Raw genomic sequence first — 12,391 nt, 5'->3', positions numbered from 1 at the left:
GCTCACACGGACGCGTCCTGCGGGCGATGCATGCTGATCGAGTAGCCCGCGCAGCGGGCGTATCGAGATCCCCCCACCGTCAGAACGGTGCGGGAACATCGACGAAGTACGGCCGTGGGGGCGGGTCGGGCGGACGCCCGGGGAGTGCCGGTGGCCGAATGCTGATCCGCCGGCCGGTGGGTGTCGTCCAGACGATCGTCCCGTCGTCGTGTCTGACGTAGCTCCACTGGTCCCCGTGCCGGATGTGGTGGTGGGACGTGCAGAGCGAGACGAGGTTCTCCAAGGACGTCTCTCCGCCGTTGCGCCATTCGAGGGTGTGGTCGGCCTCGCTGGTGGCGGCGGGCCGGGTGCAGCCGGCGAAGCGGCAGGTCTGGTCCCGCAGCTTCAGGTGCAGGCGCATCTGCGGCGGTGGGACGCGGTGGGTGCGGCCGACGGAGACGACCGCGCCGGTCTCCGGATCGGTCAGGACCCGGGTGAACGACGGAGCCGTGCGGATCAGCTCGCGGGCGATCTCGGCGGGGACCGGGCCGTAGCCGTCGAGATCCGCGGGCGCGTCGTCCAGACCCACGGCCGTCGACGCGGCGAGGGTCAGCCGGACCTCGGCGCGGATGCCGGGGACGAACGTCGGGTCCGGCCGGTTCTCGGAACCGGGGGTCGTGCCGGCGATGTCGCCGTCGCAGAGCAGGTCGACAGCGGCGTCGGCGCTGAGCTGCTGGAGGGTGCGGGGGTCGCCGTCGTCGCGGAGGGTGCGGGCGATGCGGCGCAGCCGGTCGTACGCGCCCGTCACCGCCGGCGCGGGAGCGTGGACGCAGAGCGTCGCCATCCCGTCGACATCCGGGGTGACCCAGACGGCACGGTCCTCCTTCGCGCGGGCGTGGCGCTCGGCGAGGGGCTGCTCGTGCAGCTCCTCCCGCCAGCGGCTCAGGGCGCGGCGCAGCTGCGTGGTCGTCATGGTGACCGCGGCGTCGGTTGCGCGCTCATCAAGGGCCACGCGGGAGGCCTCAGGGAGACTGCTCGCCGTCCTGCAGATCGCCTCGCCGACCTCCCAGAGGATCCGGCCGTCGCGGAGCAGGGCGCGGGTGAGCGGCAGGTGCTCCATCAGCATCTCCGCGGTCTCGAGCCGTCGGCAGACCTCCGGCTCGGACACGCCGAGCGTCACCGCGAGCTCGGCGCGGATCGAGCGCTCGACGAGGTCGCGGGTCTCGCTCCGGGACGTGCCGCGGGCGAACGCCTCCGGGACGGTGAGGGCGACGCGGTAGCCGCGGTGGATGCGTTCCGCGGCCCTCAGGCGCGTCGGGGACGCGGCGCGCTCGGCGGCCGCGGCGTCGGTGAAGCAGTCGCGCACCTCCGCGAGTGCTGCCGCGTTCTCATCGTTTGACATACGCGTATTGAAGCAGGGGGCACCGACAGCATGGTCGGAACCAGGGGCTGATCGGGGACAACGTCGTCGGAACGCGAGTGTGGAGGAGGCTCGCTCCTGGATCTCTCGGCGATGGTGGGTCTCGATACGCCGCCGGAGGCGGCTACTCGACCAGCATGAACGGCTGCCCTGCGGGATGCCGGACCGGCATGGGGCCCCTCTCTTGCTGGTCGAGTAGTGCGCGCAGCGCGCGTATCGAGACCCACTCGCGTCACAGGGACGAGCCTGCGGACCGGCCTTGCTGATGACGGCGGGTCTCGATACGCCCTGCGGGCATCTCGACGAGCAGGGGTCTCCCTGTGGGCGACTCGATCAGCAGGGGATGCGGCGCGGCGTCAGGACGCGCGGGTCGCGGCGTCGATCAGGATCTCGGCGGCGCGGCGGGCGTGCAGGGCGGACTCGGGGGTGCCCGAGATGGCGGCGGTGGTCTGCGCGCCCTCGGCCAGGATGGCGAGCTGCTGGGCCAGCTCGGGGCCGCCGCCCACCTCCTCCGTCAGCACGGCGAGGAAGCGCTGGAAGGTGTCCTTGTGCTCGCGGGCCAGCTGCGCGACCGCCGGGTTGGACGAGCCGAACTCGCCGAAGGCGTTGATGAAGCTGCAGCCGCGGAAGGAGTCCTCGGAGAACCAGTCGAAGAGGAAGTCGTAGATCGCGAGGAGCTTCGGGCGGGCGCCCGCCGCGGCGGCGACCCGGCTGCGCACGCCGAGCGTCCACTGCTCGTGGCGGGCCTGGAGCACGGCCAGGACCAGCGCCTCCTTGCTCGGGAACTCCGAGTAGAGCCGCTTCAGCGAGACGCCGGCGGCGGTGCGCAGCGCGTCCATCCCGACCGACTGGATCCCGCGCTCGTAGTAGAGGCGGTCGGCCGCCGCGAGGATCGCCTCGCGGGGATGCGTTGCTTCGAGCGTCGGCGGCGTCATCCCTCCATCGTAGGCGCTGAGGGAACGCGCGTTCTCAGTTGTCCGACACTCGTTCGGCACTCAGCGCCCCGAGGCCCGGCCCGGTGTCGGCGGCTGCTGCTAGCGTCGGCCCCGCTCGGACCCCTCCTGATCGTCACCGGCGATCGGGGCCCGCGCGAGAGGCGGTCCCCGTGGTTCTGGCGATGCAGGCGGACGACTTCGGCGGGCCCGAGGCCCTCCACGCCGTGACGACCGAGCCCGGCGAGCCCGCCGCCGGCCGGGTGCGGATCGGCGTGCGCGCCGCGGGCGTCAACCCCGCCGACGCGAAGCTCCTCCGCGGTCTCTTCGGTCGTGGGCGCACCCCCGTCCGGCCCGGCAGCGAGGTCGCGGGCGTGGTCACCGCCGTGGGAGAGGCAGCGACGGGGCCGCTCGGCGACGTCCGCGTCGGCGACGAGGTGGTCGCCTTCCGCGTCTCCGGCGGCTACGCCGAGGAGCTGGTCGTCCCGGCCTCCTCGGTGCTGCCGAAGCCGCCGGGCCTCGCCTGGGAGCAGGCGGCCGGGCTCCTGCTCACCGGCACGACCGCGGTGCACCTGCTCGAGGCGACGCACGTCTCCGCCGGCGACACCGTCCTGATCCACGGGGCGAGCGGCGCCGTCGGCAGCCTCCTCGTCCAGCTCGTGCGCGAGCGCGGCGCCCGTGCCATCGGCACGTCCAGCGAGCGGGGCGCCGCCGTCGTCGAGCGCTTCGGCGGAGAGTCCGTGCGCTACGGCGCCGGCCTGGTCGAGCGGGTGCGCGCCCTCGCCCCCGACGGCGTCGACGTCGCGCTCGACACGGCGGGCACCGACGAGGCGCTCGACGCCTCCGTCGAGCTCGTCGCCGACCGCTCCCGGATCGCCACCGTCGCCGGCTTCGAGCGCGGCGCGGCACTCGGCGTCCTGCTGCTGGGCGGCGGGGCCGGGGCCGACCCGGGCACCGCTCTGCGCGACGCCGCCCGGGCACCGCTGCTCGAGCGGGCCGGCCGGGGTGAGCTCGAGGTGGTGCTCGGCCCCTCCTTCCCGCTCGCCTCGGCCGTGGAGGCGCTCGCGATGGTCGAGTCGGGCCGCGCCGGCGGCAAGGTGGTGCTCCTCCCCTGAACGCCGTCGACCCCAGCGCCGCACACTCCCGACCCGTGGACCCGCGCCCCGTCGACCTCGTCGCGAACGGCCCCTTCGACGTCGTCGGCGCCGCGAACCTCCTCCTGCACCACGCGCTGCCCGGTGTCGAGCGGGTCTCCGACGACGGACGGCGGCTCGAGCGACTCGTCACCGTCGGGTCGCGGGCGGTGCCGCTCGCGCTCGAGCTGACCGCGACCGGCGTGCGGGTCACGACGACCGACCCCGCCGTCCTCCCGCTGGTCCGCGCCTGGTTCGATCTCGACTCCGACGTCGAGGCGATCGGCGCCGACCTCGCCCGCGATCCGCTGCTGGCCCCGATGGTCGCCGCGCGGCCGGGACTGCGGGCGACGCAGTACCCCGCGCCGTTCGAAGCCGCCGTGATGGCGGTCCTCGGCCAGCAGGTGTCGGTCGCGGCGGCGAGGACCTTCGGCGGGCGCGTCGTGACAGCGTTCGGCAGTGAGGGCGAGTGGGGCCTCCACTCGTTCCCCACGCCCGAGGCCCTCCTCGCCGGACCGATCGAGGAGCTGCGCGCCGCGATCGGCGTGACCCGGGCCCGCGCGGCGACCGTCCGCGCGGTCGCGGCGGCCTTCGCCGACGGACTGGTGCTCGACCGCGCGGGCGACCTGCCCGAGCAGCGCCGGCTCCTGCTCGCGATCCCCGGCATCGGCCCGTGGACCGCCGACTACCTCGGCCTCCGGCTGCTCGGCGACCCGGACGCGTTCCCCGCGGGCGACCTCGTCCTGCGCCGCGCGCTCGGCGGCATCAGCACGGCGGCGGCCGACGCGGCCTCGCAGGCCTGGCGTCCGCACCGGGCCCACGCGGCCTTCCACCTGTGGGCCTCGACGGGCGCCGTCTGAACCCGTCGGAGCGGCCCGCGCGCGTCCCGCCTACCTCGACGAGGCGCGCACGACGAGGGTCCCCTCGAGGAGCGTCGAGCCGGTCACGCCGCCGACGAGACGGTCGAGGGCGGCCTCGGCCAGCGCATCGAGCGGCTGCCGCAGCGAGGTGAGCGGTGGAGCGCTGTACTCGCCCTCCCAGGTGCCGTCGAAGCTCGCGACCGCGATGTCGTCCGGCACCCGGAGCTCCGCGTCCCGCAGCGCGCGGAGCACGCCGATGCCGATCAGGTCGGAGGCGGCGAAGACGGCGTCGGGCCGGGGCGACAGGCCTGCCAGGACCCGGCCGGCGGCCCGGCCGCCCTCGCGGGAGTAGTCGCTGCGGAGCGCGGGACCCGGCTCCCGCCCGGCGTCGAGGCACGCCGACTCCCAGCCGCGCCGACGGGCCTCGACGCGGCCGCGGCCGTCCCGCTCGACGTCGCCGACGAAGGCGATCCGCCGCCGGCCCGTCTCGATCAGGTGGCGGGTCACCGCCGCCGCGCCGGCCTCCAGGTCGACGCCGACGCCGTTCGCCCCGGACTCGTCGCTGCTGTTGAGCTGCAGCCAGGGGACGCCGAAGGAGTCGATCGACCCCCGGTCGACGGGGCCGCCCGCCAGGAGGAGCACCCCGGCGATCTGCCGCGCGGTCAGATCGCGGAGGCGGGCGTGCAGGGCGTCGACGTCCGGGATCGAGGTGACCACGAGCAGATCGAGTCCTCGGGCGCGCGCCGCGTCCTCGACGGCGCTGGCCAGCTCGGTGAAGAGCGGATTGCTGAACACCCGACGGCTGCCGACCGGGGCGAGCAGGGCGATGGTCCGGGAGGTCCCGGTCCGGAGGGCGGCCGCCGTAGCGTTCGGCCGGTAGCCGAGCTCGGCGATCGCCGCCCGCACCCGCGCCGCGGTCGCCTCGGCGACGGGCGCGGTCCCGGTGAGCGTGTACGTCACGACGGCGTCGCTGACGCCGGCGAGGCGGGCGACGTCGCGCCGAGTGACCCGTCGCGAGGTGTTCATCGCAGCGAACCTACCGCGCCCGTGCCGCCCGCGCCCGCACGACCGGAGTCATCCGCCTCAGCTTGCGAGCGGCCGCACGCTCCCGACCCGCGTCACCTCGTAGAGCACCCCGCGCTCGGGGTGCAGGAGCGGCGGGACGAGTCCCGCTCGGCCGAGCAGGGCGCCGGACAGCTCGAAGGCCCCGCCGTCCTGCGGCCACCAGATCGCCTCGCGGTCGGCGATGCCGCGCGTGCCGACGACGATCGGGGCCACCCGGTACACCGACTCCGGATCGAGGCCGGGCAGGCGGACCCGCCCGGGGGAGACGACGCCGGCGCGCGCGAGGGAGACGTACGCGTAGACGGCGGCCGAGCGGTCGGGAGCGACCACGCCGTGCACCGCGATCGTCTCGTCCGGGTGGTCGAGGCGGACGAGGTCGCCGCCGTGCAGCAGCGGCCGGAGCCGCTTGTGCAGGGCGATCCACTGGCGCAGCTCCTCGAGCTCCTCGTCGCCGGCGGAGCGCAGGTCCCACTCGACGCCGAGGTGGCCGAACAGCGCCGTCAGGGCGCGGAAGGACAGGTCGTGCACGCGGCCCGTCGTGTGCGAGGCCCCCGACGCGATGTGGGTGCCCATCAGCTCGGGCGGCAGCAGCTGGCCGGTCCAGCGGTTCATCTGCTGGCGGTCGAGCGGGTCGTTGTTGTCGGAGACCCAGACGCGGTCGGTCCGCTCCAGGATCTCCAGGTCGACCCGCGCCCCGCCCGAGGAGCAGGACTCGATCTCGAGCCCCGGGTGCAGGGCCCGGATCTCGTCCATCAGCCGGTAGACCGCGAGCGTCTGGCGGTGCACGCCCGGGGCTCCGTCGGGGCGCCGGCCCGCGTCGGTGAGGTCGCGGTTGTGATCCCACTTGATGTAGCCGATGTCGTACTCGTCGAGGATCGCGAGGATCGCGTCGCGGAGATGGGCGAAGCAGTCCGGATCGCCCAGGTCGAGGACCTGCTGCCAGCGCGACTCGGGCGGCATCCGGTCGCCGGTCGAGAGGATCCACTCGGGGTGCGCCCGGGCGAGGTCGGAGTCCGGGTTGACCATCTCGGGCTCGAACCAGAGCCCGAACTGCAGGCCGAGGGAGCGCACGTGGTCGACCAGGGGGTGCAGGCCGTCCGGCCAGACGTCGCTCGAGACGGTCCAGTCGCCCAGGCCGGAGTGGTCGTCCCGGCGGCTCCCGAACCAGCCGTCGTCGAGCACGAAGCGCTCGATGCCGAGGTCGGCCGCGCGGTCGGCCAGCTCGACGAGCGCGCCGAGGTCGTGGTCGAAGTAGACGGCCTCCCACACGTTGATCGTGACCGGGCGCGCAGACGTCGGGTGACCGGGCCGCGCCCGCAGCTGGCGGTGGAAGCGTCGCGCGACCTCGTCGAGTCCGTCGCCGTAGACGGCGTGGATCCACGGTCCGGTGTAGGTCTCGCCGTGGGCGAGCCGGACCTCGCCGGGCAGCAGCAGCTCGCCGCCGCCGAGGGTCTGCACGCCGGTGTGCACGCGCTCGACCTGGTGGACGTGGTTGCCGGACCACGCGGTGTGCACGCCCCAGACCTCGCCGCGGGCGAAGCCGAAGCCGGGCTCGCCGACGCTGAGCAGGGTGGCGGCGTCCGCCCCCGTCCGCCCGTGCCGGCCCTCGCGGCGGTGCGCGCCGATGGTGACGGCCGAGCGCTGCGGCCTCCGCTCCTTGCCCCAGCGGCCGGCGAAGTCGAGGATCTCGCTCGCCGAGGCCGGGGTGGGCAGGCTGAGCAGCAGCTCGTCGACCTGGTAGCCGTCGGCGCCGAGGTTGGTGAGCGCCGCCCGCATCCGCAGCACGCCGGAGGGGTCGAGGACGATCACGATCTCGAGTCCGAGCGCGGCGACGTCGTCCCGGGCGCGGACCACGAGCGTGCCCGCGCCGGCGTCCGCGATCTCGCCGGCCGCGAGGGCGGCGCCGTCGAGCTCGAGGCTCGTGGTGCGGAAGGCCGGCGACCAGGCCGCCCCCGCGCGGGATCCGCTGAGGCCGGGCCGGCCGGTCCAGCCGGTGGAGTGCTCGAGGAGCACCGCGAGGCGGATCGGCTCGTCGATGTCGTTCGGGCCGACCGGGGCGACGCCCGAGAGCACCAGCGCGTCGAACGCCGCCCGATCGAGCGGCCCGCAGTCCGCCCCCCAGTGCGCGACCGACGGGAGCCGGGAGTCGCTGAGGTCCAGCACGAGGGCGACTCCGGCGCTGCGGAGGACGACTCCGGTCGAGGAGGTGGCGAGTGTCACGGTGAGTGTTCCTGTTCTGCCCGGATGGGGGCTGTTCTGCCCGGATGGGGGCTGTTCTGCCCGGATCGGGGCTGTTCTGCCCGGTCAGGGCGCGGACGACGCGCAGCCGCAGGACTCCCGGAGGAGCAGCTCCCCGCGGAACAGCGTGTGGTGCGCCTTGTCGGGTGTGAAGTCGATGATGGTGTCGATCGCAGCGCGGGCCATCTCGCGGACCGGCTGCTTGAAGGAGGTGAGCCGCGGAACGCTGAACGCGGACTCCGCGGTGCCGTCGTAGGAGATGATCCGGAGGTCCTCCGGGACCCGGAGCCCGAGGTCCGCCGCGCCGCGGAGGACGCCGATGCCGAGGAGGTCCGAGCCGGCGAAGACGGCGTCGGGCCGGTTCGGGGTGTCCAGGAGCATCCGCGCCGCCTCGATCCCGCCCTCCCGCGTCCAGGTCGTCGTGACCACCGGACCGGGCTCGAGGCCGATCTCCTCGATCGCCTCGGCCCAGCCCAGGACGCGCGGGTCGGTGGTGTCCTGCGAGCTCGCGCCGATGACGAGGCCGACGGAGCGGCAGCCGTGCACGTCGGCGAGGTGCTGGACGACGGTGCGCGCGCTGTGGCGGATGTCGACCCCGACGCTGGCGGCGCCGTCCGCGGGATGGAAGGCGTCGATCCACATCACGGGGACGGGGATCGAGTCGAGGGAGGAGCGGTCGCTGGCGTGCCGGACGCTCGAGAGCATCACGCCGTCGACCCCGCGCTGCGCGATCTCGTCGAGCAGCCGCACCTCCGTCTCCAGGCTCTCGTGCGAGTTGGCGATGAGCAGCGCGTAGCCGCGCTCCGTGGCCGCGATCTCGAGCTGCAGCGCGTACTCGGAGAAGAACGGGTTGCTCACATCGGCGACGATGAGGGCGAGGGTGTGCGTCCGGCCGGTGCGCAGGGCGCGGGCGGTGGAGTTCGGCCGGTAGCCGAGCTCCTCCATCGCCGTCCGCACGCGCTTCGCCGTCTCGGGAGTGACGTGCTTCGCCCCCGTCATCACGTAGCTGACCACGGCCGAGCTCACCTGCGCTCGCTCCGCGACGTCGTTGCGGGTCGGGCGCTTGCGGGGGGTGGTGATGTCCGGCACGGGATCTCCTCGAGTAAGCGACGATCGGCGGAGAGGGGGACACGATCGCCCCCTCTCCGCCAGTCTGGCCGACGGGCTACTGGAACAGCGCGTTCACCTGATCGTTCGCCGACGACAGCGACGACGGGTCGGCCTGTCCCTCGAACACCGCGTCGACCGCCGGCTGCATGATGCCGTTGATCTTCGCCGCGTTGTCGGAGATCGGGAAGAGGAACGTGGTGCCCTCGTCGACCTGGCCGGTGAACGCCGTCACGTCGATCCCGCGCTCCGCGAAGGCGGCCTGGGCCGCGTCCGAGCCGGAGGGGATGGCCGGGAAGACGACGCCGGCGGCGCCGATGACGTTCTGGCAGTCGGCGGAGGCCATGTACTCGACCCACTTGGCCGAGGCGGCCTTGTTGTCCGAGCCGGACCAGATGGAGTCGGCCAGTCCGTTGAACATCGTGGCGCGCTTGCCGTCGGGGCCGGTCGGGGTCGGGGCGGTGCCGACCTGGATGTCCTTGAGGCCGTAGAAGGAGTTGATGTTCCACGAGCCGTTGGTGATCATCGCGTACTTGCCGGCGCCGAAGGTCTGCGTCGAGTCGCTGCCGGTGACGGCCGCGAGGGAGGGCATGTAGCCCTCGTCGATGACCTTCGCCATCCAGCCGATGGTCGCCTGGAAGCGCTCGTCGTCGTAGTTGTACTTCGTGCCCCAGGGGTTCTTGTCGGTGTAGCTCCAGCCGGTGGTGCCGGCGTACATCGACCACTGGGTCTGGCCGTTGCCGCCGCCGGACTGGCCGTCCAGGCCCAGGCCGTAGACGGCGACGCGGGTCTTGTCGAAGCCGGCCTCGTCGCCGCGGACGCCGTTGACGTCGACGGTGAGGTGCGCGATGGCCTTCTCGTAGCTGCCGCCGTCGTCCGGGTTCCAGTCCAGGCCGGCGATCTGGTCGGCGGTGTAGCCGCCGTCCTCGACGAGGGCCTGGTTGTAGAAGATCGCGGTGGTGTCCCAGTCCTTCGGGAGCCCGTAGCGCTCGCCGTCCTCGCCGACCCAGAGGTCCGCGAGGCCCTTCTGGTACTGCGAGACGTCGACGCCGTCCTTCTCGACGACGCCGTCGAGCGAGACGACCTGGCCGTTGTTCACGAAGTCCGCGAACTTCGAGAGGTGGTCGGTGAACACATCGGGGGCCGTGCCGGCGACGAAGCCGTTGGTGAGCTTCGTCCAGTAGTCGTCCCAGGAGTACTGCGAGATCGTGACGCTCACGTCCGGGTTCGCGGTGTGGAAGTCGTCGGCGCACTGCTGGTAGGCGGCCTTCTGGTTGTTGTCCCAGAGCCAGTAGTCGATGGTGCCGGAGGCGGAGCTGGTGTCGATGTCGGCGCTGTCGCCGCCACCGCTCGCTGCGCCGCCGGAGCCGCCGACGCAGCCGGTCAGTCCGAGGGTGAGGACGGTGGTGCCGGCCAGGACGGCGGCGGATCGTCGGAGGATGCGGGTCATGGTGCTGGTTCCTGTCTGCTGCTTCATTGCACGGGAGGGAAGGGAGGGGGAGAGGGAGGAAGGGGAAGAAAGAGGGGAAGGGGAAGGGGGCGGAGAAGAGGGAGGGGGCGGAGAAGAGGGAGGGTCGGTCACTTCACGCCCGAGAAGCCGATGGAGTCGACGATGCGACGTCCGAAGGCGAGGAAGAGGAGGAGGACGGGGATGGCGGCGACGACGGTCGCGGCCATCAGTCCGGCCCAGTCCGGGCTGCCGCCCGGGGTCTGCGAGCGGAAGACGCCCAGGGCCACGGTGAGCACGCGGCTGTCCTCGGTGTTGCCGGCGAGCAGCGGCCAGAAGTAGTCGTTCCAGGTGTTGATGTAGGTGAGGATGCCCAGCGTCGCGAGCGGCGCCGTGCTCATCGGCACGATGAGGCGGAAGAAGATCCGCAGCTTGCCCGCGCCGTCCAGCTCGGCCGCCTCCTCGATCTCGCGGCTGATGCCGAGGAAGAACTGGCGGAGGAAGAACACCGCGAAGGGGGTCATCAGCAGCGTCGGCAGCGAGAGCCCGATGAAGGAGTTGAGGAGCCCCAGATCGCGCATCAGGACGAAGTTGGGCAGGGCGGTGAAGATCGGCGGGACCATCAGCGCGGTGAGGAAGAGGAAGAAGACGGCGTCGCGGCCGGGCCAGCGCAGTCGCGCGAAGGCGTAGGCGGCCAGGGAGCAGAAGAGCAGCTGGCCGAGGGTGACCAGGGTCGCGTAGGCGACCGAGTTGCGCAGGTAGAGCCAGAAGTTCACGGAGGCGCCCGACCCGCCCTCGGCGAGGGCCTGCTCCTGGGTGGAGAAGCCCAGCACGCGGGCGAAGGCGCCCCAGGTGAAGTCGACGGGCAGCAGCGAGGTGGTGTCGCTGGCGAGGGCGTTCCCGGTCGAGAACGCGGTGCGCACCATCCAGAAGAACGGGAAGAGGGTGACGACGAGGGCGAGGATCAGCGCGATCCAGGCGACGACGCGGCCGAGGGAGGGCCGGCGGGCCGGCCGGGTGCGCGCGGGGACGGGCGCGGGGGACGCGGCGGCGGCGGGATCGAGGGCGACGGGAGCTGCAGTGGACATCGGCGTTCCTTACGCGAGGTCGGACTGGTCGGCGCGCAGCAGCCGGAGCTGGATCAGCGCGACGCCGGCGAGGATGACGAGGAGGACGACCGAGATCGCACTGGCGTAGCCGAAGTCGTTCTCGCCGAAGCCGACCTGGTAGATGTAGTACTGCATGACCCTCGTGGCGTTGACCGGGCCGCCCCGGGTGGTCACGGCGACGGTGTCGAAGACCTGGAACGAGCCGGTCACGGTGACCACGAGGACCAGCGCGAGCACCGGCCGCAGCAGCGGCAGGGTGATCTTCCAGAACGACCGCCACTCGCTCGAGCCGTCGATCGCGGCCGCCTCGTAGACGTAGCTCGGGATGAGCTGCAGGCCGGCGAAGACCAGCAGCGCGGTGTAGCCCATGTGCCGCCAGACGTTGACCAGCGCGATCGTCGGGATCGCCCAGTTCGAGTCGGCGAAGAACGGGATGCGGGTGAGCCCGAGGTTCTCGATGACGCTGTTGACGAGGCCGAGCTGGTAGTCGAGCAGGAGGAACCAGATCATCGCCGCGATGACGTTCGAGATCAGGAAGGGCAGCAGGATCGCCCCGCGGATCACCACGGACTGGGTGAGGCGGTGCATCAGGACGGCGAGGCCGACCGCGACGACCGTCTGGACGACGATGTTGATCAGGACGTACTCGAGGGTGACGCCGACCGAGTTCCAGAACAGCGGGTCCTTCGCCAGGCGGAGGTAGTTGTCGAAGCCGATGTACGACGGCGCGCTCATCAGGTTGTAGTCGGTGAAGCTGAGGTAGATGCCGCGGATCGTCGGGACGACGTAGAAGGCTCCGAAGCCGACGGCCGCGGGGAGGATGAACGCGAGCGCGACGAGCAGCTCGGAGCGGCGCGCCCGGCGCCGGCCGAGCGACATCGTCGGGCGGATCCGGACCGCGCCGGCGCCCTGGCGGGTGCGCCCCTCGCGGAGAGCCGTCATCGTGCGCACCCGGTTCGTCGCGCGTTCGACCGTCGTGAAAGCAGCAAGAGATGACTCCTTCGTCATTGTCCGAGCAGGTGAGGAGGCGCCCGTTCCGCGGTGCGGGGGAGCGTGCTGCGAAGGAAGCTACACGAGTAACCGGCAGGAATTCAACTGTTG

Annotated in this window: 10 protein-coding genes; 2 read left to right on the top strand and 8 right to left on the bottom strand. The window is 72.8% G+C overall.

The genetic code is table 11. The annotated features are described in order from the left end of the window. Window positions 1–79: 79 nt before the first annotated feature. Together MT350_RS12230 and MT350_RS12225 are read right to left on the bottom strand one after the other, a co-directional pair. Complete coding sequence (locus tag MT350_RS12230) at window positions 80–1,381, bottom strand: HNH endonuclease signature motif containing protein (protein ID WP_243598261.1); 1,302 nt, start codon at window positions 1,379–1,381, stop codon at window positions 80–82. Between the two features lie 374 nt (window positions 1,382–1,755). Next, a complete protein-coding gene (locus MT350_RS12225) occupies window positions 1,756–2,334 on the bottom strand; it encodes a TetR/AcrR family transcriptional regulator (RefSeq protein WP_243615993.1) in 579 nt (192 codons plus the stop codon). A gap of 170 nt (window positions 2,335–2,504) precedes the next feature. Here MT350_RS12225 and MT350_RS12220 point away from each other — a divergent pair, with 170 nt between their 5' ends. Together MT350_RS12220 and MT350_RS12215 are read left to right on the top strand one after the other, a co-directional pair. Further along, the gene (locus tag MT350_RS12220; protein WP_243615992.1) at window positions 2,505–3,446 is read left to right on the top strand and encodes an NADP-dependent oxidoreductase; all 942 of its coding nucleotides are present in this window, start codon (window positions 2,505–2,507) and stop codon (window positions 3,444–3,446) included. Window positions 3,447–3,481: 35 nt separating this feature from the next. Then, complete coding sequence (locus tag MT350_RS12215) at window positions 3,482–4,324, top strand: AlkA N-terminal domain-containing protein (RefSeq protein WP_243615991.1); 843 nt, start codon at window positions 3,482–3,484, stop codon at window positions 4,322–4,324. Between the two features lie 30 nt (window positions 4,325–4,354). On the opposite strand, the gene MT350_RS12210 is transcribed toward MT350_RS12215, so the two are convergent. The 6 genes from MT350_RS12210 to MT350_RS12185 form a co-directional block, all read right to left on the bottom strand. Then, on the bottom strand, window positions 4,355–5,350 hold the full coding sequence (locus MT350_RS12210; protein ID WP_243615990.1) for a LacI family DNA-binding transcriptional regulator: 996 nt from the start codon (window positions 5,348–5,350) through the stop codon (window positions 4,355–4,357). A 57-nt stretch (window positions 5,351–5,407) separates the two neighbouring features. After that, entirely contained in the window at window positions 5,408–7,609 is a 2,202-nt protein-coding gene (locus MT350_RS12205) for an alpha-galactosidase (RefSeq protein WP_243615989.1), read from the bottom strand. Window positions 7,610–7,693: 84 nt separating this feature from the next. Beyond that, complete coding sequence (locus MT350_RS12200; protein ID WP_243615988.1) at window positions 7,694–8,716, bottom strand: LacI family DNA-binding transcriptional regulator; 1,023 nt, start codon at window positions 8,714–8,716, stop codon at window positions 7,694–7,696. A gap of 76 nt (window positions 8,717–8,792) precedes the next feature. Continuing rightward, a complete protein-coding gene (locus MT350_RS12195) occupies window positions 8,793–10,184 on the bottom strand; it encodes a sugar ABC transporter substrate-binding protein (protein WP_132437488.1) in 1,392 nt (463 codons plus the stop codon). Window positions 10,185–10,312: 128 nt separating this feature from the next. Then, window positions 10,313–11,269: a carbohydrate ABC transporter permease gene (locus MT350_RS12190; protein ID WP_123736734.1), complete on the bottom strand. Its 957-nt coding sequence runs from the start codon at window positions 11,267–11,269 to the stop codon at window positions 10,313–10,315. Between the two features lie 9 nt (window positions 11,270–11,278). Next, a complete protein-coding gene (locus tag MT350_RS12185; protein ID WP_123732896.1) occupies window positions 11,279–12,169 on the bottom strand; it encodes a carbohydrate ABC transporter permease in 891 nt (296 codons plus the stop codon). Between the last annotated feature and the right edge of the window lie 222 nt (window positions 12,170–12,391).

It is taken from the genome of Rathayibacter sp. VKM Ac-2928 (assembly GCF_022815545.1).
Classification (GTDB): domain Bacteria; phylum Actinomycetota; class Actinomycetes; order Actinomycetales; family Microbacteriaceae; genus Rathayibacter; species Rathayibacter festucae.
Note: the sequence above shows the minus strand (reverse complement) of the source record. Positions and strands in the feature narration are given on the sequence as shown.